This is a genomic window from Dyadobacter sp. CY351, assembly GCF_021502625.1.
GTDB lineage: Bacteria > Bacteroidota > Bacteroidia > Cytophagales > Spirosomataceae > Dyadobacter > Dyadobacter chenhuakuii.
This window is the reverse complement of sequence record NZ_JAKFFU010000001.1, coordinates 210846-234122: the sequence shown is the minus strand read 5'-3', so window position 1 is coordinate 234122 and position 23277 is coordinate 210846. Positions and strand designations below refer to the sequence as shown.

Here is a 23277-nt window from a genome sequence, read left to right as displayed (position 1 = left end):
CTATTTACGAGTTGGTTACAAAGCAATTGATATTTAAAAGGACGGCCTTATGCAAATTTGCGTAAGGCCGTCCTTTTTTGCATTTAATGCTTATCCGATAACGTATAGTGTTGGCATAGTTTTTTGACATTATCCATTAATTATTTTATTTAACCTAAACAAAATTATATGGAAAGGAAGAATAATACCGGTCTATTGGTCGGGTTGATCCTTATGACAATTCTTGCGGCAGTATTTGGTTATCTATACTACAATGAGCGCAATATCACCAATAAGCAGGAAACAGATCTGCAATCTCGTGTAAACGAACTCGCATCAGCAGAAATCAAGCTCGATTCTATTTCGAAACAACTCGACGCACGGATCCAGGAAGTTCAGGGATTGGGTGGCGACATTGAGGAGTTGCAGAAAGTGAAGGCAGCCCTCGAAAATGACCGTATCGCATTGCGTAAAGGCAATGTTACCATGGGCAAAAAAGTGAAAGAGTATGAAGCGTTTCTGAACAAAAAAGACGAAGAAATCGCGCAGCTCAGAGAAGAGAACCAGCAGCTGATCAGCCAGAACGAAACCTTGGTTCAGGAAAAAACAACACTGGAAACGACCAAACAGGCCATCAGTGATTCCCTTTCAGGTGTAGTTTCCAAAAACACCGAGCTGGAATCCAAAGTTACAATGGCTGCAGCATTGCGCGCACGGAACGTGAAGGTTTATGCTGTTTCATCCAAAGGAAAAGTGAGAGAAGGCGAAAATGTGAAGGCCAAAAGAGTGGATAAGGTCCGGGTTGATTTCATTCTTGAAAAAAATCCATTGACTGCGGCAGATAACAAAACCATTTATCTGCGTATCATTGATCCATCAGGAGCAACAATCTCGGATACGAAAACCGGATCCGGCGTATTTGACTATAATGGCCAGGAACAAGGATATACCATTAGTAAGGATGTATCTTATACCAATAATAACCAGGACGTAAGTATTCTTTATGACAGGGATGCGTCATTTGCGTCGGGAAAATATACGATCGAACTTTACTCAGAAGGTTTCTCCATTGGAGAAGGCTCGTTCTCAGTTAAGTAAGGATTTGAATAACCTAATTTTATGTAAATGCGGTAACTGGCCCGATGTGGCTGGTTACCGCATTTATTTTATCCGTTTATTTATATTTATCGTTATTTCATATCTTGTGCTATCATTTTTTCAAAAAACAGCCCGCTAAACCAAATAAAACACTTCTCTTCTATGTCTGCACAGATTTCCCAAAAGCACCCCACAGGCTTATATGTCCTTTTTTTCGCGGAAATGTGGGAGCGGTTCAGCTACTACGGGATGCGTGCAATCCTCTTACTTTTTCTCCTCGACGCCGTACGTGGCGGGATGGGCATGAACGCAGGCGAAGCAGCCGCGATTTATGGCTTATATACTGCATCTGTATACTTGCTGACATTGCCTGGTGGGTGGCTTGCGGATAATATTTTGGGTCAGAAAAAAGCCATATGGTATGGCGGGATCGTGATCATGCTGGGCCACATTATCCTGGCAATTCCAGGCGGCAGTACGCTCTTCTTTTTAGGGCTCACGACAGTGGCGGTCGGAACCGGCTTATTGAAACCAAACATCAGCTCGATCGTAGGCGAGCTTTATCCCGAGGGCGGTGCGCGGCGTGATGCAGCATTCTCCATTTTTTATATGGGCATTAACCTCGGCTCGTTCCTTGGAATTGCCATTGTAGGTTATCTCGGAGAACGGGTAAGCTGGCATATGGGCTTTGGAGCAGCCGCCATTGGAATGCTTCTTGGATTGATCGTTTTCCGCTACGGAAGCGCCCGCTATCTTAAGGGAATGGGTGATGTGCCGCCGGCCAGGATCGCTACGGCCGAATCCGATGCGCAAAACGGAGCCAACAAAAGGCTCGGTTACCTTTTCATCGGCGCACTCGTAGTGCTGCTGATCGTCTTGCAAACTTCCGGCGTGCTGGATATGACCACCGCGCAGGGGCTGGCAAAAGGTGCCGGTGTGATCATTGTCATTATTTCTGCTTCCTACTTCCTCTTTATATTGTTTGCCGGGGGCCTTACCCGCGTGGAGCAGTATCGCGTTGTGGTGTTAATCATCCTGTTCCTGGCCATAGCGCTTTTTTGGGCAGGTTACGAACAGGCCGGAACATCGCTTCAGATCTTTGCCGAGCGGCATACCCAGCGTGTTATTGGCGGATGGGAAGTGCCGTCCAGCTGGTTCCAGAACTTCCAGCCTACTTTCGTGCTTCTTTTCGCGCCTGTCCTGGCAAGTCTGTGGATATATCTGTCATCAAAAAACCTTAACCCATCCATTCCCGTCAAATTTGCGGCTGGATTGATATTGTTGGGTTTGAGCTTCTTTGTAATGGTTGCCGCTTCCAACATTGCGGTTACCGGACAGCTTGCATCTCCTTTGTTCCTCACATTTACCTACTTCCTGCACACGATCGGAGAATTGTGCGTAAGCCCGGTCGGACTGAGCTCTTATACGAAACTGGCCCCCAAGCGATATGTAAGCCAATTGATGGGTATCTGGTTTGTAGGCGCGTCGCTGGGTAACCTCATTGCCGGGATCTTCGCCGGAGGGTTTGATGAAGAAAACATTATGCAAATGCCTGCCTTGTTCAACCAGGTCGCTATTATTACAACCGTGTTCGGCTTTATCCTGCTTATTTTCTGGAAGCCTATCAAAGGCTGGATGGGCGGAATCTCGTAATCAACAAATTAACATTCAATCACTACAAATGAAATTAGCCAATTTATGTTATTCGGCACTGGCATTCTCGCTTGCGATGACGGCCTGCAAAAAAGAGAATGATCAGGAATCGACCCGTGAAAAAGTGCCTGGTTTTGATATCAGCTCGCTTGACTCGACGGTGAAAGCTTGCGATGATTTTGACACTTATGTAAATGGCGGCTGGAAAAAAGCGAACCCGATTCCCGGAACGGAAAGCCGCTGGGGCGCTTTCAATGTGTTGGACAAAGAAAACAAAGAGGTAAGGTTAAGAGGCATTATAAACGAAATCGTCAAGCTCGAAGATCGCAAGAAAGGAAGCGAGGAACAGCAAATTGCGGATTATTACCAATCCTATCTGGACACCGTCACCATTGAAAAACGTGCTATAACACCATTAAAGCCGTATTTGGATAAAATAAATGGCGTGCAGTCCCTTAAAGACCTTGCATCGGTTTCAGGAGAATTGCAAAAGGTTGGTGTTTCTTCGGTTGTGGGCTTAGGCGTGGATGCGGATCTGAAAAACAGTAAAATCAATGTCCTGTATCAAGGGCAGGACGGCCTGAGCCTGGGCGAGAGAAGTTACTACGAACGGACGGATTCGAGCACAGTGAAAGTACGCGAGGAGTTTGTGAAACACGTGGATAAAATGTTCTCGCTGGCAGCATTTGGGGATCCTAAGCCAGGGCAAACGATCCTGGATTTTGAGACGAAACTGGCGAAGCTTCAACTAACAAATGTTGAGCTGCGCGATCCGGTGAAGACATATAACAAAATGTCCTTCAAAGGTTTCCAAGCACTCGTTCCGGATTTTGATGTTGAAACATTTGCCGGCAAGCAAGACATCAAGACGGACAGCATTGTTGTCCAGAACAAAGCTTACCTGGAAAACGTAAACAAGCTGCTCAAAGCCACGCCGATTGCCACATTAAAGCTTTATACGAAATGGCAGCTTCTGTCACGGTTCGCGGGATATCTTCCCAAAAGCTTTGACCAGGAGAATTTCCGCTTTTTCAGCACCGTTATGCGCGGCACAAAACAGCAGAAAGCAAGAGTGGAACGCGCTATCCGTTCAACGGATGGCCTGTTAGGAATGCCTTTGGGAAAATTGTTCTCTAAAAAATACTTCCCGGAGGAGGATAAGAAGAAGGTTTCGGAAATGATCGAAAACGTCCGCACGGTGTACGGCGAGCGTATCGACAAACTTTCCTGGATGGGCGATTCTACCAAGGCGAAGGCCCACAAAAAATTGAAAGCATTCACCTACAAAATCGGCTATCCCGATAAATGGAAGGATTACTCGTCCATTGATGTGGTAAAAGATAAGCTTTTTGAAAATGTGATTGCAGCGTCGCTTTACGCGCATAAGGAGGAGATCGACAAAATAGGAAAGCCGGTGGATAAGGCCGAATGGCTGATGACGCCGCAAACGGTGAATGCCTATTACAATCCGCTCAATAACGAAATCGTGTTCCCTGCCGGGATTTTGCAGCCGCCATTTTACAACCGCGATGCGGACGATGCCATTAACTACGGCGGCATCATTGCCGTTATCGGTCACGAGTTCACGCATGGTTTCGACGATCAGGGGTCGCAGTTTGACGATGAAGGAAATCTTAAAAACTGGTGGACACCTTCCGACAGGGCCAACTTTGACAAGCTGACAAAGAAATACATCGACTATTTCAGCGGCATTGAAGCATTACCCGGATTCAAAATCAACGGTGCATTAACGATTGGCGAGAATGTTGCCGATCTGGGTGGATTAACATTGGCTTACTATGCATTGGAAAAATCCCTGAAAGGCAAAGCGGAGCCCGCTCCTATCGACGGTTTCAACTGGAAACAACGCTTCTTCCTGGGCTGGGCGCAGGTTTGGCACATGAACACAACCAACGAAGCATTGCGAAACCAGGTGCAAACCGACCCACATTCACCCGCAAAAGATCGTATCAATGGCCCTATGCCGCATTTGAAAGAATTTGAAGCCGCATGGAACTGCGCACCAAATAGCAAAATGATCCTGCCCGATTCAGCCCGGATTGTGATCTGGTAAGCTATTTACCCGCAACATATCTGTTACGATAAACACTTGGACTACACCCCTTAGCCTGCCTGAATTGGCGGGCTATATTTTTGCTGTCTGTGAGCCCCATATCCAGCGCAATTTCAAAAACCGACATATCCGTATCGAGCAGTTTTTGGGTAAATTTCTCAATGCGCAGGTTGAAAATGTATTTATAAATAGGATAACCCGTAATTTCAAGAAAGCGCTTTTCCAGCGCACGGCGGGACAACGGAACCTGCTTAACAACCTCATCTACGTGCAGGTTTTTATCAATGTTCTGATGAATGTATTTTAATGATGACGCGATATGATCATCATTGGTAGCATAAATATCCGTGGAATGCCTTGTAATAACCTGAACCGGCTTTACAATGATATCATAATAATGGGCCGTGCCATGCTTGATCATGTGATCGAGCAATTTGGCAGCATCGTAACCACCTTTTTCTGCATCCAATGCAATGCTCGACAGTGGCGGATCTGATAAATCGCAGATCATTTCGTCATTATCCACACCCAAAACAGCAACTTCTTCGGGAATGCGGATTCCCAATTGCCGACAGGCCTCGGTAATGTGCTGCCCCTGGTTATCGTCGCAGGTCATGAGGCCGATGGGCTTCGGCAGCGATTTCAGCCAGCGGCTCAGCGAGCTGGGCTTATAATACCAAAGCTCTGTGGAACGCGCCTTTTTGTGCTCAAAATAATGAACCTTATGCCCGCGCTTTTTCAGCCTTTCCTCAAATCCCTCAGCCCTCTCTCTTGACCAGACAATGTCGTTGAATCCGTAAAAAGCGAAGTTGGTAAAACCTTTTTTGAGAAAATAATCGGCGCCGAGCTGCCCGGCTTCGTGATAGCCACCGGTAATGTTGGGAATTTCAGCAAAACGCTCTTTGAAATCCTGCGCTATAACGGGAATCCCCGCCTGCACTATTTTTTCAATGTCCTTATTATAAAGCTGTCCCACGATGCCATCGGCTTTCCATTCCAGCGCCCATTTCAAAATCCCGTCGATCCCCACTGTTTCGCGGTGAAAAAGAGGCATCCGGCAAAAGATCCAGGGCCCGAATTCCTTCGAATACGTGTTGATTCCCTTCATCAGGCTCTTGCTGTATTCTTCGGCGAAGTCAAGGAGAAGTATTATTTTATACATCAGGCATGATCAGAAGATGTCCTTAATGCTCGAAATCGTATCATTATTAACGAGTGGTTTGGCCCAGATGCCAATGCTGAAAATGTAAGCCAGCGGCACAAAAAGGAATAGCATCGCCATTTGTAATCCAAACAACTCCCCCAGCCCGCCAACGATTAAAGGCACAACCGCCCCGCCCGCAATGCCGGCACACAAAATGCCCGAGAACGTTCCATGATGCCTCGGAACTGAATTCAACGCAAGCGAGAAAATCACCGAATACATGACCGAGGCAAAGAAACCGGTGATAGGAAATGCATTCATAGCAACCGCTTTTGAACCAAATAATGCGAAAGCCAATGATAAAATAGCCCCGGAAGTGAAGAAAACGAGCACTTTACGGCTATCGAATATTTTTAATAAAATCAATCCCAGAAAACACCCGATGGTAAGCAATCCCCAGAAATAGGAAATCACCGCCGCGCCGTTAGTGGCGGGATCAACATTGTGATAGGTTTGTAAAAATTGAGAGATCCAGTTGGCAATGCCCTGCTCGGTTCCTACATACGCAAAAATGCCCAAAAAGAACAGCCAGACTGATTTGTTCGCCACCAGTTCTTTAAATGAATGTCCCACATCCATACGCTCGTCTTCCAGCAGGTCCACTTTGGGAAATTTCACCAACGAAATCACCACCACCATTAACAATGCTATAACGGCAAAAACCCAATACAGGGAAACCCATTTCAGGTTTTCAGGGACAAGATTATTTAATGTATCAATTAAAAAACCGGAATTGCCTGAATGCACATTGAGCACCAGATAACTGTAAAGCATGGGGCTGAGAAATGATGCCCCGCCGAAGAAAAGCTGCGCCAGAACCGAAAAGAATGCAAATTTCTCTTCGCCGCCTGCAACCCGCAACAAGGGGTTAATGACTACTTGCAGCATGGCCATGCCAATCCCGATCAGAAAAAGAGAGCCTAGTGCAATGGCAAAGCTTGGAATAATAGCAAACAGCAGCGCTCCTAAAAAAGCAAGAAAAAAAGCCAGTAGTAACACTGGCTTTTCTCCGTATTTCTCAACCATCAGGCCTGCCGGGATTGACATAACCCCATAGGCCACAAAAAACGCAAAAGGAAGAAATCCCGCAAGGCCAATGCTCAGGCTGAAACTTTTGACGATATCCGGAATAATGGGACCCAGGATATTGGTCAAAAAAGAGATGACAAAAAATATCAGCAGGATCAGGATAACAATAAAAATATTCCTTTGCATGAGGGTTCGGGCTTACTATCCACTATTTGTGACGTGCTTACTGGGCAGCAACTACGCTAGTGCGGCTCGCTCTACCAGCCATATCAAAGCTTTTCAGCTTGATCGTTCCGGATGCTTTTACCGGCGCTTCGTAAACCGGCGATTTTGCAGTTGGCTCCGAACCGTCCGTGGTGTAGCGTATAGCAAGTCCGGGAAGTTCCACATTGGCTTTCAGCATGCCGCCTTCCACCACAGCGCCCGGCATAGGAAGCCTGTAATTATAACCTCCGTTCACAAAACGCATTCTTGGCATGTGCCGCTGCGCAATGCTGTTGGCAAAAACATTCCAGCCTTCATCGATCATTTTTTTGCGCGCTGCGTCGTCAGCCACATTCTCCCACTTGCGTTCCGCTGCCCAGGCGCTTTCTGCAAAACCCATCAATTTTGGTAAAATAGAGTATTCCATCATATCACGGCCTTTCACCGTCTCGCACCAAAGCTGCGCTTCTATTCCGATGATATTTTTCCGCGCCTCCGGTTTCAGCTGCTGCTTACCTACGAATTCCTCTTTCATAGGCTTGCCCAAAGCCGTCTGCTCCGTTGTGCGGAACATATTGAATGGTGCAAATGCCCAGTTATCGCGCGTATCTACAAATCCTCCCCAATACAAGCCTGGCTCTTTCGGGTCGTTGTTGTAAGACATATCGAAGTAAAAATTCGTCACATTGCAAAGTACAACCTGATATCCGGCATTCGCGAGGCGGTTACCCAAATCCACATCATATACATTGTTCCAAACATAAGGAACCACAGGATGGCCCACGAATTCAGGATTAGCATTGTAAATGCCTGCATTGGTTTTGGTAAGGGCAACTTCCTCCCAGCCATGCACTTTGAGGTTGCGCTTTTCCAATCTCGGCAGCAGTTTTCTGAAAAAGTAAGTTTGCAGGTCGCGGAATTCTTTGATCTCCGGATTTTCAGCCTTCAATTTAATGGCCATAGGCGACTTGGTCCAGGCGCCTTCGGCCACCTCATCACCGCCCGTATGGAAAGTATCCATCGTCAAACCTGCCTCTTTATACATTTTGGCAAATTCATCCACCACCTTTTCAAAGAAATGATAAGTGGATTCCCGGGCTACACTTACGGTATTATTCTTATAAGCCTGCGCCGAAAGGTAAACGGACTTGTCTTCCGGGTCAATCAACCGGTATTCGTTCGCTTCTTTCTCTTTTCCTTCCTTCATCAAACGTTCATAGCGCGCTTCCATTGACTTGATCGCTGCCAGTGCGTGACCAGGGAAATTAACTTCCGGGATCACCTTAATGTGCCTGTCGTTTGCATATTTAAGTATTTCAATAAAATCGGCACGGGTGTAATAACCACTTCCATATTTACCCTCATCATTTGCCACCGGCCCTGATCCGTAACTTGGATGCAATGCAGGAGCACCGATTCCTGACATATGCGCACGGTGCGCGCCTACATCCGTGAGTTCAGGTAACCCATCGATTTCAACGCGCCAGCCTTCATCCTCGGTGGTATAAAACAAAAAGTGATTGACTTTATATGACGCCAGGAGATCCAGCACGCGCTTTATCGATTCTTTTGTCTGGAAATTCCTGCCCACGTCCAAATGCATGCTTCTGAAATGAAAACGTGGTGCATCCTCAACCTGAATATGCCCTAACAAGATTGATGGAGCCGGTTTTTGGTAAGATTCCGTTGGTACAAGCTGTAAAAGACTTTGAATGCCATAGAAAACGCCTGCCGCATCACTGCCCGTAATATTTACGCCGCTTGCATTAACGCCTAGCTTATACGCTTCCTTGGCAATGCCGTTTACCGATACAGTTCCTGTGTTCAAAACAATAGACGGAGCCTCGGCCGTTGTTGTGGTCGGCAGTCCCTCGCGGATCGGAAAATCTGTTCCGGTAACTGTTTTTAGTTTTTCAATCAGGTATTTGGCTTCCTTTTCAAGACCTTTCTGGTAAAATACATTGGCCTTACTGTCTAATGTAAATGTCTCCGTGCCGGCACTCATTTTTACCGGAGACGGAATGATCTTCAAAAGCTGCTCTGCGCCAAGCTTAGTGAATTTGAGGTTGTCTTTATAACGTTGCTCAGCCGTTGGAAGCGGGACTAGATCATCTTTTCCTCTGAGGATCTGCTCTTTGGCAACAAACGGTTCAACCTTGAAATCTGCAACCTGCACGATCTCCTTCTCTTTGCCTTCTTTGTCATAAAAAACAAAATACAAGCCCATCGGCGCATCCGTTTCCTTAATGACGCCTTCTGTTCCGGTATAATTTACAATGATAGAGTCACCCGGAGCCAGCTTGAAATCCTTACCCGGCACCATTTTGTACCAATCCCCATTCAAATGCTCAATAATAGCCGGCTGCGGTGTTTTATTGCGCTGGATCGGCCGAGGCGACATATTGAAAAACAATGCCCAGTTGGTGCCGTCGAGTGTAAAATCGCTGCCATTTCTAAGGGTGAATTTGGCATCGAAACTATGCGCTGGCTCTATAAAATTGGTAATGAGCTTCCACGAAATACCGATTTTTTGCGCCTGCTCTTTGGTAACGTCACCGTTGCGCGAACAGCCGGCCAGGACAAGAAAACATAGTGCAACAAGCTGATAAAGGAATATTCTCTTCATTGGGTCAGAAATACAAAGATTTTATGAGTTTTAACGGTTGCTATGCAGGCAAGCCGGATTACAGCATTAATATTACTGATAACTTAGGAAAATATACTAGTATTTCTTTCAGCAATTGCCGCAATGATCCTGGTCCGCCAACGGACCTATTTTTTACCTTCCCACATCATTAATCCTTCGATCAATGCAGTGAGCTGGGCAGTTGGCATGCCGGGTGTGAGGTAAGCGTGCGGGCCCATGGGGTCGTCCTGCCAGGTGTTGTTCCCATCTGTAATGACGATTTTGCCGCGTTTTAGTCCAAAATAAGGCTGTACACCACGTACGCCGACGAGCACGGCAGTCTGGTCCCAGCTCTGGCGGCCATTGGCATCCTCCTTGCTTTTGGACATGGCCATTTGGTAAGCATCTTTAACGGGGCCTTTTAATCTTTCATTTGCAATCACATGCACACCGGTCCGGATCTCTTGCCCTATTTCAAAACCGCTGAAAATGATTTCCGTGGGCCATTCCGTGAAAACCTTCTGAGAGGCGAGTGAGTCTGCATATACATTGTATTCGCGTCCTGCCGGAAATTTACCGGCCATGCTCACAAGGCCGCTTACTTTCTTCTTCACCAGGCCCAGCCCTGACAAAGGAGAATGTGCATCAGGTTTCGAATCAAGCAGATTAGCCAGGTTTGTTAAAAAACCAATGGTGACGATAGTGACGCTCTGATCCGGTTGTTTGGCTAAAATTTTACGATAAACCGTTACCGCATCTTCTGCGTCGGCGGTATTTTTGATCTTGTGCGGATACTTTTCGACCAGCATTTCGGGCCATTTTTGCGTAGCGCCAAAGGCTGGCGCTCCCGCTCCTTTCGGCGCTCCTGTTGGCAGTTCGGGTCGTCCGAAATATGTGTTGATTAAGTCGATCGTAGGCACTACATATTCATTTTTATTGGAAGCGATCACCGCCAAAGGCCTTACTTCCCCCTTGTCTGCCAAGGCATGCATGACCGCCATGGCGCCCACATCGTCATAATCCGGGCCAATGTCCGTATCCAGAATTAATGTTTTGGGGAGCCGGCTTCCTGTTTGAGAATACACGTGGGAACAAGTTAAAAGACAAAATATCAGTATTATTTTATGCATGGCAATCATTAAGAAAAACACTTTTGCGCAAATTTAACCGCTTTAATGCTTCAAAACATGAAAGACCTGCTTTTCCTTTCCACTCACCACTTCCAGTAAATAAGTCCCGGAACCATATTCCGCGCCGGTAAGGTCCATTTTATGCTTTTGGACAAAACCCGTCGCCGCCGATTTTGAGCTTTGGTACATACGGCCGCCGTTGTCATATACATTCACGGTCACCACCGCACCCGTATTGGCCTGATAAGTGACATAAAACATGCCTGTGGAAGGATTTGGATAAACCTGCCAGGATGGTTTATCATCAAAAAACACAGGCTTAACGCTCGAATACCGGTAACTTTTGTCCGTGTCCACCATTTTTAAACGATAATAAAGCACACCCGTTTGCGATGAACGCTTGTCTGTGAATGCATAACCCTGTGTCACGTTCAAACCGCCTCGGGATATCATTTCACCCAATTTCACGAATTGATTCTGGCGGTAGGCGTCATTTCCAGCTGCTACTTCAATCTCGAAATGGTCAAAATTTTCTTCGGAAGTAGTCTGCCATTCGAGCAAAACCGATTTATCACCATCGGCATCTTTTTTCCTGGCCGAAAAGCTGATCAGCGAAACAGGCAATGCTTCACCGGAACCGATGAAGTTTTTGGCTAGCCAGAATTCAGAGAATGTTTTTACCTTCAACTCAGCATAATAACCTCTGTCATAAGGCACTTTCTTAACATTAGCCGATGGGTGAAAAGTCCATCCGATACCCAAACTGTTATCAATGTTACCATCCTCTTTCGATAGGTCCGTGCTCTTAAATTTCGAAATTCCCAGCTCATAAGCATTGGCCGGCTTGTCACAAGTGTTACAGCCCGTTGCATTTACCAAGGCCAGCGCCTCACTTTCCAGGAAATAAAGCCTTACCACGGCCGAATCGGCCAGATAGGAATTTTGCGGTTTGATTGTAAAATTTTTATCCAGATAATAATTACTGTTAGCCTGTCTGACGCCCGAAGTGTTGACATAAGCCTGCACATCCGTATTGCCGATATTTTGCCCATTGGCATTAACCGACGCCACAAGCTTATTGTTTTTCAGAAAATGCACCCAATTATTGGAGGCGGGAACATTTTGCGTAATGGGTGAACCCGTGCTTGCTTCGTCATAAATCCCATGGGCCTGGTCATAGATATGGATGTCGTCCAAAGCGATGCCTTCCCTGTTATTGAAATTATCGGCACTGAAAACAAAGCGTATCTTCAAACTGGCAAAACCCGTGGGCAACGGAATAGTAGCTACGTGCCATCTTACAAAATCCTGGATGCTCCAGGACCCTTTTCCGGAGTATGTTTTGTTGTACCAACTTGTGCCCTGCCCCTGAATCCCCAGCCTCGTCCATGCACCGCCATCACCCGAATATTCCAGGTAGGCAATGTCGCACGGCACGGGGTCACAAACTTCCATATCGAGCGCCACGCTGAAACTCAATGTGGGTGCATTCAGCCCGGTAACATTGAAGCAGGGTGATATCAGATAAGATTCTTCCCGGTCGTTGTTGGTGCCTGCAAGGTTGGTTTTCCAAATATTCTTCCCGCTGGGAGCCGTGTTAATTTGCGTAGAAACGGGCTTTCCGTGCTGCCAGGAGCTGTTTGTTCCTTTGGTATACCAATGGCCGTCATTGCTTTCAAAGTTTTCGAGATAAGGATAAGCGCTGATCACCGGCGCGTTATGGATTTTTACCGTCAGCGTATCATTCAACCGGTAACTATCCGTATCCAAACCAGCCCAAACCTTTATCACATGCCAGCCGTAAGCTGATAAATCCACTTTATCATTGAACGTATAGTCGATGGTCGTCCGCTTGGCCAGCGAAGCAATGGTGTCGGTGATAATGGAACCATCGTTCAGTTGCAGATAAACCGGAATGTTGGTAATGGTCCTCGCTGAGCTGTTGCGCATTTGTGCTATAACAGGTTCAGCATTGCCTAAACCGCAATTTTCGGCTGCCGGCTGCGTAACGGCCAATGTTTGAATGTCATCCGTAACCACATAAAGCATAATGTCATCAAATGAATAACCCGCCCCGGTCATGTAATCGGCGGCGATGATCCTGCCCCACTGGCCCCAGCGAACCTGAAAACTGGATGAGAAATTTTTGTTGTTCAAAGCCAGCAGTTTGCTTAGCTCAATGCCCTGCGGCATTTTATAGCCGTCCTGAGCAGAATTTTGATTTGCAAACAGGTCATAAGCTTCAATCCAGGGATCGGTGTCTGCTCCACGGATCCAGACACGGTTGTTGGCATTGGTCTTTTGCCCGTGATTTTTGTATTTAAAATTTAACCTTACATCCACATCTTCTACATCAAAAGCGGCGAGATTGAATGTTCCGTCCAGATAACTGATGTTTCCTGCTGAAAAATAACGGTTCGCGTCGAGCGTCAACGCCCTTTGGCCCGAGGCGGCCATGCCGGTGTTCAGAAACGTCCTCAAACGTCCGGCCGTAGTGGAAGAACTGAAATCATATCTGCCGTCACCGGTGAGCCCCGTCTGACTTTTCACCCAGGTCTGAATGGGCAGGTTTTCAATGTCATCCAAAAAAGGCAAAGCGATCTGATCATTGGGCAGCTGCCTGAAACTTTTGGTAAGGGTGTCGTTGGCTGAAATCAGATCAGGCTGACTGTGGATAAAAACCTGCAAATTATAATCACGCACCTGGCTCATATCAGCGCCAATGCTGAATGTATGGTCATATGTTTTTCCTTTTTCGATAAAAGGCGATATAGTCTGCGGCGGGATGGCTTGCCCATCCAGAACATAACCCACCTCAACAGGCCCGTTGAAGTCCACATCATCAAGGTTTTTGATCCTGATTTTGACAAAAATCGCATTACCAAGCTCCGAAGAGGTGTTTTTCCGCCCGGAACCAGCTGGTGTCAGTATGGATTCAATTTTCAAATCATTGTCGGAAATGGTACCGGCACAGGTCCCGCTGTCCGGCCTTCTCGAAATGGCAAGCCCTCTTCTGCCCGGATGCCCGTTGATGCGCGCCCGGACCGACATGGTATAAGTAGAATCTTTCAACATGCCGCTCAGCACATACTTGTTTTGCGTCGTAGTGCCCACAGGCATCATCTCTTCGCCTTTCAAAAGCATTATTTCATAGTCCGTTGCGCCAGGGACGGCGGTCCAGTCAAGCGAGATGTAACCCTCACATTGCAGGCTGGATAAAGTCAGGGCCGGGATGCCGACAATGGTAAAGGCTTCGCTGCTGCTTTCGCCAACCACATTGTTATTCTTCTTGTGAATGACCTTGATTTTCGCTTGATCCGTGGTCGTCCCGGCCGGGATTGTCCAGGTTGTCTGCCTTATTGCAGCAGCCAGATTCACGGCAATATTTGTCCATGAGCCACCATTATTGGTCGAAAACTGAACTGTATAAGTGCTCTGCGGATCCGTAGGAGCATTCCAGCTGACGATTAGGGCATCCCCATCTTTCAATCGCTCATTACCGAGCGGGTAAGTGATGGTGGCTGCGGCAGGAATGAAATCATAAACGACGAAATACTCCTGGGAAGCGTTCTGCGGAACGGCGTGGCCATTGACCGAGATTGTGTAATTCCCCGCAGCAGGATTATTGATGGTAACCTGCTCCACATTATTGACACGGTCCGCGCCGGTCGTGGCTGTCGCATTTACTTTCGACGGCGTAGGATCGAGCAGCCTGGGAAGTGTCGGATTGTTCGATGGATCTGATACTTTCAAATCCAGGTCATTGACCAGGTTTTGAGTAGAAAGCACTGCCGCTGCCGGATCATTATAATATAGCATTACTTTCAACTGCGCCGTTCCTACCGGAACCTGAATGTTATGCGTTAATGTCTGCTGATGTTCTACCGACCCGCTTATGTAATTTTTATCTTCCAGCATTTTCACAGACCGCGAAAGATCCATCCAGCCAAACCCAAACTTATAATCCGGGCCTTCATTTCCCCTGTCCGTTGCGCCATTGCAGATCAGCGCTTTCATCAATGCATTTTTAGGATTGGCGCCGCCGTTGACCTGACGAAACCGCTCGTAAAGCAACGCCAGACCACCCGAAATCGCCGGGCTCGACATACTCGTTCCACTTCCATTGGTATAAAGGTTAGTGGGAATCGTCGACCGGACCGATGAGCCTAATGCCACAATTTCCGGCTTGATGCGCCCGTCACGCACGGGCCCGACGCTTGAATTGCTGGCAATCGCTCCCCCATCGGTCGTATTGCCTACACTGATCACGTTTTTGGCAGTCTGATAACCGCTGATCACATTGCCAAAACCCAGTGGATATGGCGAACAGGTGCCTCCACCGCTGTTACCCGCCGAAAAAACGTGTTGGAGATTGGGCAAGTGAAATGCCTGTTCGTCCAGAATGCGTGAATAGAGATCGTAAATGCCGTAAGTTTCGCAATTGTTTATCTCGCCACCGTAAGAGTTATTGGTCACAACCATTCCGAAATCATTGACATACTGCGGAGAATAGGCAATGATATTGGAAAAACTCTGCGAAACAATGGTCGCTTTGGGCGCATAACCTGCATAAAGCTCGTTCATAATGCCTGCCCCGGCCATGGTTCCCATGGTATGCATGCCATGCTGCCCGGCTTCAATGGCAGCCCGGTTAATAATGCGGTTATTGAAATCAATGTGCAGCATGGGATTGGCATCATCGCCATGCCCAAGGACAACACCCTTTCCTGTCAGCTTACGGCCATTGGGTAATGTTGAATGCAGCAAACCGGCACGCCCATTTACAAGGCTCCGGTTGTTAAATGCTTTATCCTGAGCTGGTGCGGCTTGCACATACTGGACAAATGGCTGTCCGGCAAGCTCCTTAACGCGGTTATCCGCAATGCGCAATGCAACAACCTGATAATCTTTATATTGATCCGAAATAATCTCAAAACCCTTTGCCTTCAACTGGCTGCTGATTTCGTGGTAAGTAAAAGATCGGGGATAATTAATCCAGACGTCCACCGTGCCCGGCAACTTGACTGCATGAACAGGAAGCCGACCTTTGGCAAGTCCCGGCTGCATTTTTTGTTCAGGAGTTAATTCAAAAATGGCCCGTCCGTGCATCCGGGCCAACGCACTTTTATCCGAATTGCCGGCGACTGTTGCTGTATAAGCATTGTTCGGAATGTAATCCAGCAACTCGATGCCCTGCTTTTTGAGCTCATCCCGCTCCGCATTGTTCGGGATGGATTCAAACTGGATCACAACGAAAGTGCGTGAACCATCTGCCGCTGTTCTAAGATTGGCGCCTTGCTTGTTGGCGCTGATATTTTTTTCGGGAGTGAATGACCCGCTGTTTAAAAGGACCTTAAAATCCTTGCCGTTCTGGGCGGTAACTGATAGGGAGGTTAATGCGAAAAACGATAGTGTGTGGTAAAGTTTCTTCCATTCCATAACATTTTAATAATAAGTACGACAGGTAATTCTAGTGTAAATATGCTCGATTTACAAATTAATTCTAGCATTGTTTAACTAGTTACCAATACCATAAGTCAACTAATTGATATTTAGATTAATAACTCCTTCAATCGACCCTATTTGAGCGTCTTATTTTTTGTGAATCCTCGGCTCACATTTTGCAGGTCACATTAATTTTGTATTTGCCTGACCACTGGGTTAACTTCGCAATTTATTTTCCACGTTACTTTTGCGTTGCCAGCAGCGCGCACAGACTCTATGAACCTATACGGCCTGATCGGATTTCCCCTGACCCACTCTTTTTCAAAGCGCTATTTCACCGACAAGTTTCTCCGTGAGAAAATCAGGGAAAGCAGCTACGAACTGTTTGAAATGAGCTCACTGGAAGGATTGCCGGCTTTATTAAAAAAGAAGACGGATCTGAAAGGTTTGAATGTGACTATTCCCTTTAAAACAGAGGTAATATCCTACCTGGATGATCTGGACGATGCTTCCGCGGAGCGTATCGGAGCGGTTAACACCATCAAAATATATGCTGACGGCAGCACAAAAGGTTTCAATACAGACTATTATGGCTTCCGCCAGTCGCTGGAAGAATGGATGGAGAAGCGGGGTGAAAAGTGCAGCAATTTCAGTGCATTGGTGCTGGGAAATGGCGGCGCTGCCAAAGCGGTTCAGGTTGCTTTGCAGGATATGCATATGGATTATAAGCTGGTTTCCCGCCAGAAAAGTGATGACTCCATCATGTATGAGGAATTGACGGAAGAAGTCATGAATTCATTTTTACTGATCATCAATACAACGCCGCTGGGCATGTATCCCAAGATTGAGGAGTGCCCTAATATTCCTTACCAGTTCGTTACAAAAAAGCATTATTTGTACGACCTGGTCTACAATCCTGCGGAAACATTGTTCCTTAAAAAAGGGGCTGAAAAGGGCGCAGCTGTTCAGAATGGCCTGAAAATGCTTGAACTGCAAGCAGAAAAAGCCTGGGAGATCTGGACGCAGGAAGAAAACTTATGGAGTGTTTAAATGCGGGAATAATAGGTCCAGAGATCGTTCTCTACTTTTTCGGACGATGTAAGAATGCCGGTTGCAACAGGGGCTTTTACACCATTACCAATAACCGCCGGTCCCTGGCAACGACGGATCTCGTCCCATAAGCCGGTCTGCAAAAACGCATTGATCACTGCGGCACCGCCTTCAACAAAAACGGACTGGATTTTACGAGCCAACAGGCTTGTGAGCATTTGTCCGATCTCGTCTGCACCCGGGTTAACTTTTAAATAACTGATATTCAAACTGGACGAATAACGCTCTGGCGAATCCGGCAAGGTGCTTTCCTGCAAATAATTAACAACAATGGTCGGTTGTATTTTGCTGAATAAATTCAATGTCTGCGGAAGCTGCAAATGTCTGTCCAGGACAACGCGCACCGGATCACGGCCTTCCCAATTGCGCACATTCAGCCTGGGATTGTCCATTAATGCGGTTTTGTAACCAACCAAAATTGCGTCTTCCTCCGTCCGCCATTGATGCACGCGCATGTTTGAAAGCGTTCCGCTGATCCGCAGTGGCCCGCCCGTTTCCGGTCCAAGAAATCCGTCGGCGGTTTCGGCCCATTTCAGGATTACATAAGGCCTTTCTTGCTCCATAGCAGTGAAAAACCGCTTGTTAAGCGCCAAACCTTCCGACGCCAGCACACCAATTTCAACCTCAATTCCAGCGTCCAGCATACGCGAAATGCCTCTTCCGGACACCAGTGGGTTGGGATCATTGTTACAGATGACCACTTTTTTGAGTTGCTTACTAATGATCAGATCCGCGCATGGAGGCGTCTTGCCCGTATGTGAGCAAGGTTCCAATGTAACATAGGAAGTGGATGCGGGCAGCAAATGCGCATTTCCTTTTAATTCAGCATCCTTAACAGCCCAAACTTCAGCGTGCGGACCGCCATACTGCCGGTGCCAGCCCTCTCCTATGATTTCGCCTTCATGGACGATCACGCACCCCACCATCGGGTTAGGACTTACACTTCCCCGACCGTTGCCGGCAAGCTGCAAAGCCCGTCTCATCCATTGAATATCTGCGTCCATGCGGCAAAAATACAAACCTCCTTTTAAACTCAACTTTCGTGAGTTCCTATTATTTGCTAACTTTCCGACATTGGAATAAAAAACACCAGAAAATGACTTCGGCACGTCAGTTATATCAATATATACTAAAAGGCATTACAGTTTATCCCGAAAAAGAAGCGCAGGCAATCGCTTTTATGTTACTCGAACATTATATGCGGCTTCGCAATATTGATGTACTTGTGGACAGACCGGTTCCTGAAAACACGGCCCAGCCGGATTGGGATACGATTATCGCGCGGTTGAATGACAATGAACCCGTTCAGCATATCATCGGATCCACCGAGTTTTGCGGACTCGAATTCCGCGTTTCATCCTCCGTACTGATCCCGCGCCCCGAAACGGAAGAGCTGGTGAGAATGGTGACCCGCGATTACGCAGAACCGGACAAAAATATTTCTATTCTCGACATTGGAACCGGCAGTGGCTGCATTGCCATTGTGCTCGCACGTTTCCTGCCACACGTTTCGGTACACGCCTGGGATGTTTCGGACGAAGCCCTGGAAGTTGCCCGCGAAAATGCGCGCCAGCTCATAGCCGACGTAACTTTTGCCAAGCAGGATATGCTTAATGTCACGTTCCCGCTCCCCGGTAACATTATCCAGTTTGACTGCCTCGTGAGTAACCCGCCATATGTAACTTATTCAGAGCAGGAACATATGCGCCCGAATGTCCTTCGTTTTGAACCCCACGAAGCATTATTTGTGGAAGACAGCGACCCATTGCTGTTTTACAAAGCCATCGCAGATTTTGGCATACACCATTTAAAACCCGAAGGAAAGTGTTACGTAGAAATCAACGAGCACTTCGGAGCCGGGACCAAGCAGGTTTTTGAGGAAAGAAATTATAAGAACGTTGAGATTCTAAGGGATATCCACGGAAAAGACCGCTTCGTAAGAGCGATCTGGAAGTAAACATCCGCCGGGGGCCAAAGGAAACCGCCAACATATAGACCAATCATCAATGTATATAGAGAAAATAAAGGATGTGCTGAATGAGATGGGCAAGGTCGTTGTGGGGCAGGACAAACTGCTCAACAGGCTCCTGATAGGCCTTTTCACCGGCGGCCATATCCTGCTGGAAGGTGTACCCGGACTAGCCAAAACACTGACGATCAATGTGATGGCAAAAGTGCTGCACCTTGATTTCAAAAGGATCCAGTTTACGCCCGACCTGCTGCCCGCCGATTTGATCGGGACGATGATCTATAAGCCTAAGATTGGGGATTATGAGGTAAAAAAGGGGCCTATTTTTTCAAATATTATTCTTGCCGATGAGGTGAACCGCTCCCCTGCCAAGGTGCAGTCGGCTTTGCTGGAAGCCATGCAGGAAAAACAGGTGACGATCGGGGATGAAACCTATCTGCTCGACCGGCCATTTGTGGTGCTTGCAACGCAGAACCCGGTGGAGCAGGAAGGAACCTACCCGCTTCCGGAAGCGCAGATCGACCGTTTTATGATGAAAGTCTACGTCGATTACCTTGAAAAGGACAAAGAACTGGAAGTAATGCGCCGCATGTCGGACATTAACTATGACTATCAGATCAAACCGATCCTGAATAAAGAGGACATTTTCGCAATCCGGAACAATGTCAATAAAGTGAACATTTCGGAAACGCTTGAAAAGTATATTATCGAGCTGGTCTTCGCGACACGCCGCCCGCTGGATTACGGGCTTCGTGATGAGGCGCGTTACATTCAGTTTGGCGTTTCTCCGCGCGCAACCATTTACCTGAACCGCGCGGCAAAAGCATTAGCATATCTGGAAGGACGCGATTATGTGTTGCCGGAAGACATTAAGGAGCTTGCACCGGACATTATGAACCACCGAATTTTACTCAACTACGAAGCAGAAGCAGACGGCGTAAGAACAATGGCGATCATTGATTCCATTTTGCGGAAGGTGGCGATTGGTTAAGGAACCGGATCATGTCCGTGACCTCCCCACGGATGACATCTTGAAAACCGCTTTAAGCCCAGCCAGGTGCCTTTTACAACGCCATGCTTACTGATTGCCTCGATCATATACTGTGAACAAGTAGGCGTATAACGACAAGAATTTGGCAGGTAAGGAGACAGCACACCCTGGTAAATCCGAACCAGCCCGATGAGTAAAAATTTCATTTCGCTTCTTGTGTCAAAGTAGTATATTTGGCAATTAACATCATAAAAGCATGATTTCGTATATAATATGGAATGTCAGTCCTGAAATTTTCACTATTCCTCAAATTGGTGATTTTGGACCATTTCCTGTACGCTGGTATGGCCTCCTCTTCGCCGCCGGTTTCCTCGTTGGACAACAAGTAATGATCCATGTTTTCAAGAAAGAAGGAAAACCGCTGGAAGATATTGATTCGCTCACATTGTATATGGTGCTGTCCACGGTCATCGGAGCGCGCCTCGGCCATTTCATATTTTATGAGCCGGAAGTTCTTTTCAAAAAACCGCTTGAAGTAATCCTGCCTCCCTATGCAGGTCTGGCGAGCCATGGAGCCATCATCGGGATCATAACAGGTCTCTGGCTTTATTCTCGTTCAAGAACTGCAACCGGGCAAACGTTTTTATGGGTTGCCGACAGGATGGTGATCGTGATAGCGCTGGCTGGCGCATTTATCCGTTTTGGAAATTTAATGAACTCCGAAATCGTGGGTAAACCTACCGACGTTCCTTGGAGTTTTGTTTTTGTTCAAAACACCGAGTTCCGTCAGATTCCCCGCCACGCCGCCCAGCTTTATGAGTCCATTTCGTGTTTTGTACTCTTCTTTATCCTGCTGTGGATCTGGAACAAATACAAGTCAGCAACGCCGCGTGGCTTAATGGTCGGGATTTTCTTTGTTTGGGTCTTCACGTTACGTTTCCTCTACGAATTCCTGAAAGAAAACCAGGAAGCCTTCGAAGCCAATTATCTGCTGAATATGGGTCAGATTCTGAGTATACCAGCCGTATTACTTGGTTTATATTTTATTTACCAGTCCAGAAAATCAACGCATCAACTGGCCGGATAATTTAATATTGAATCTAAAAACCCGTCAATATGAAAACATCGTTTATGCTGTCGTTGGTGCTTGCGTCTGCCATGCTTTTGAGCAGCTGCGGAGGGAAGCAGGAAGAGAAAGAAGGGGCTGAGCAGGAAGGAGCTGAGCAGGAGGCTGATAAATCTGCTGTCGATGCATTGGAGGCATTCGCCGATAAAGCAAAAGAAATGGGAAGCCGCGAAGCCGTTGACCCGATTGATTTTCGGAAACTGAAAGAGCTCATGCCTGAAAAAATTGCCGGCATGTCCCGTACGGAAGCCACTGGCGAAAAATCAGGCGCGATGGGTTTCACTGTTTCCACGGCCAGCGCCAAATACAAAGGTGAAGGCGAGGAAAATCTGAACATTGAAATCGTAGATACAGGAGGCATTGCCGGTGTATCGACCATGGCACTTGCAGGCTGGTCGATGGCGGAAATTGATAAAGAAACGACCACCGGATACGAAAAAACGACAAAAATAGAGGGTTATAAAGCTTTTGAAAAATACGACAACGAAGGCAAATCCGGGGAAGTGAATGTGCTGGTAGCCGACCGTTTCGTCGTCAATGTGCAGGGCGACCACATTACGGTGGATCAGCTTAAAGACGCACTGAAAGATCTGGATCTGGCCAAATTAGGCAATTTGAAATAAAAAAAGCAGAAGCAATCGCGCTTCTGCTTTTTTTAAGACTGTTCCAAAAAGCTTTAATACGCTGTCGCAAAATCCACCTTTTCTCTCAGGATCTGCTTCGCCTTAACCAGCTGGTTTTTCACTGTATTTTTAGAGATCCTCAGAAACTCTGCGATCTCCTGGTAAGATTTCCCTTCTTCAATATTCAGTTTTAATATTTGCCTTCTTTTCACCGAAAGCGAATCCACAGCCGCTACAACCAGGCTGATCCTTCTTTCTCCCTCTTCCTTTTCATCTTCATCCGCCATTCTGATGGCTTCCATGTAATTCTTACGTAACAGCTCGCTTTTTTCGATCTTCTTGAAATGATCGAAAGCCATATTCCGCAGGCAGGTAAACAGGTAAGAATTGAAGTTATACTCGGGCTTAATGTGATCTCTTTTCACCCAAATTTTAATAAAAACATCCTGAACCATGTTTTCCGCCTCTTCTTCATCTTTCAGCAAAGACGTGGTAAAACGCAAAGCAGGAGTTTTATAGTAATTGTAAAGTTCAGCAAAAGCCTGTTCGTCGCCTTGCGTTACTTTTCTCAGGATATTTTCGTCAGGATAGGCCACGGTTGTAGAGTTTATCGAATTATATATAGGGTTAGCACGTACATTCAACAGAGAAAATGTTTCTTTTACAACTTTATTTCTTGATATAGTAACATTGCACCATTATCAAAGATTACATCGTTTCAAAATCGATATAAAATTGACTATCAGGACATTTTCTAAAATTTCATTGGTCAAAACATTACCAAAGCAATTGCAAATTTTGCTTTTCTTCGATGCGGCAAAGTTTTATGTTGAGCGGCTTATTCGTAATTCTTTCATAAATCTACGCTTAGATTTTGAAATCCAAATCGCAAAATGCGTAAAAATATCTTCAATTTGCGCAATCCAATTTTATTAATATTTAGTTAAACAAACCGCGCTCAGCCGTTATATATACTCATTATCAATCATTTCTTAGCAGAATCTACTATTGAAAAC

At 46.6% G+C, this 23277-nt stretch carries 16 protein-coding genes; 8 read left to right on the top strand and 8 right to left on the bottom strand.

Going from position 1 to position 23277, the window contains the following annotated elements:
* The first annotated feature begins 168 nt into the window (after window positions 1-168).
* The 3 genes from L0660_RS00885 (at window position 169) to L0660_RS00875 (ending at window position 4804) form a co-directional block, all read left to right on the top strand.
* Window positions 169-1077, top strand: coding sequence for a hypothetical protein (locus tag L0660_RS00885; protein ID WP_233795143.1), 909 nt, complete (start codon window positions 169-171; stop codon window positions 1075-1077).
* 162 nt (window positions 1078-1239) lie between these two features.
* The gene (locus tag L0660_RS00880) at window positions 1240-2730 is read left to right on the top strand and encodes a peptide MFS transporter (RefSeq protein ID WP_235156868.1); all 1491 of its coding nucleotides are present in this window, start codon (window positions 1240-1242) and stop codon (window positions 2728-2730) included.
* 28 nt (window positions 2731-2758) lie between these two features.
* Window positions 2759-4804: a M13 family metallopeptidase gene (locus L0660_RS00875; RefSeq protein WP_235156867.1), complete on the top strand. Its 2046-nt coding sequence runs from the start codon at window positions 2759-2761 to the stop codon at window positions 4802-4804.
* A 1-nt stretch (window position 4805) separates the two neighbouring features.
* On the opposite strand, the gene L0660_RS00870 is transcribed toward L0660_RS00875, so the two are convergent.
* From L0660_RS00870 to L0660_RS00850, 5 genes are all read right to left on the bottom strand, one after another.
* Window positions 4806-5966 (bottom strand): DNA-binding transcriptional regulator, encoded by a 1161-nt coding sequence (locus L0660_RS00870; protein WP_235156866.1) that lies wholly within the window; start codon window positions 5964-5966, stop codon window positions 4806-4808.
* Window positions 5967-5975: 9 nt separating this feature from the next.
* On the bottom strand, window positions 5976-7223 hold the full coding sequence (locus tag L0660_RS00865) for an MFS transporter (protein ID WP_235156865.1): 1248 nt from the start codon (window positions 7221-7223) through the stop codon (window positions 5976-5978).
* A 37-nt stretch (window positions 7224-7260) separates the two neighbouring features.
* The gene (locus L0660_RS00860; protein WP_235156864.1) at window positions 7261-9867 is read right to left on the bottom strand and encodes a family 20 glycosylhydrolase; all 2607 of its coding nucleotides are present in this window, start codon (window positions 9865-9867) and stop codon (window positions 7261-7263) included.
* Window positions 9868-10013: 146 nt separating this feature from the next.
* Window positions 10014-10952, bottom strand: coding sequence for a nucleoside hydrolase (locus L0660_RS00855; protein WP_233795137.1), 939 nt, complete (start codon window positions 10950-10952; stop codon window positions 10014-10016).
* A gap of 87 nt (window positions 10953-11039) precedes the next feature.
* The gene (locus L0660_RS00850) at window positions 11040-16436 is read right to left on the bottom strand and encodes a S8 family serine peptidase (RefSeq protein ID WP_235156863.1); all 5397 of its coding nucleotides are present in this window, start codon (window positions 16434-16436) and stop codon (window positions 11040-11042) included.
* 282 nt (window positions 16437-16718) lie between these two features.
* Here L0660_RS00850 and L0660_RS00845 point away from each other — a divergent pair, with 282 nt between their 5' ends.
* Complete coding sequence (locus tag L0660_RS00845) at window positions 16719-17492, top strand: shikimate dehydrogenase (RefSeq protein WP_235156862.1); 774 nt, start codon at window positions 16719-16721, stop codon at window positions 17490-17492.
* Here L0660_RS00845 and ribD read toward each other — a convergent pair.
* A complete protein-coding gene (ribD, locus tag L0660_RS00840) occupies window positions 17489-18556 on the bottom strand; it encodes a bifunctional diaminohydroxyphosphoribosylaminopyrimidine deaminase/5-amino-6-(5-phosphoribosylamino)uracil reductase RibD (RefSeq protein WP_235156861.1) in 1068 nt (355 codons plus the stop codon). The two genes, L0660_RS00845 and ribD, sit on opposite strands and share 4 nt — an antisense overlap.
* A gap of 92 nt (window positions 18557-18648) precedes the next feature.
* Between ribD and prmC the strand changes: the two genes are divergently transcribed.
* Window positions 18649-19509 carry a peptide chain release factor N(5)-glutamine methyltransferase gene (prmC, locus tag L0660_RS00835; protein WP_233796323.1) on the top strand — a complete coding sequence of 287 codons (861 nt, stop codon included), beginning with the start codon at window positions 18649-18651 and terminating at the stop codon, window positions 19507-19509.
* A gap of 49 nt (window positions 19510-19558) precedes the next feature.
* On the top strand, window positions 19559-20512 hold the full coding sequence (locus L0660_RS00830; RefSeq protein WP_026631209.1) for a MoxR family ATPase: 954 nt from the start codon (window positions 19559-19561) through the stop codon (window positions 20510-20512).
* On the opposite strand, the gene yidD is transcribed toward L0660_RS00830, so the two are convergent.
* Complete coding sequence (gene yidD, locus L0660_RS00825) at window positions 20509-20718, bottom strand: membrane protein insertion efficiency factor YidD (RefSeq protein WP_233795134.1); 210 nt, start codon at window positions 20716-20718, stop codon at window positions 20509-20511. The genes L0660_RS00830 and yidD overlap by 4 nt on opposite strands.
* A gap of 50 nt (window positions 20719-20768) precedes the next feature.
* Here yidD and lgt point away from each other — a divergent pair, with 50 nt between their 5' ends.
* On the top strand, window positions 20769-21599 hold the full coding sequence (gene lgt / locus L0660_RS00820) for a prolipoprotein diacylglyceryl transferase (protein WP_235156860.1): 831 nt from the start codon (window positions 20769-20771) through the stop codon (window positions 21597-21599).
* Between the two features lie 29 nt (window positions 21600-21628).
* Complete coding sequence (locus tag L0660_RS00815; RefSeq protein WP_235156859.1) at window positions 21629-22261, top strand: hypothetical protein; 633 nt, start codon at window positions 21629-21631, stop codon at window positions 22259-22261.
* A gap of 53 nt (window positions 22262-22314) precedes the next feature.
* Here L0660_RS00815 and L0660_RS00810 read toward each other — a convergent pair whose 3' ends face one another.
* Complete coding sequence (locus L0660_RS00810) at window positions 22315-22857, bottom strand: RNA polymerase sigma factor (protein ID WP_235156858.1); 543 nt, start codon at window positions 22855-22857, stop codon at window positions 22315-22317.
* Between the last annotated feature and the right edge of the window lie 420 nt (window positions 22858-23277).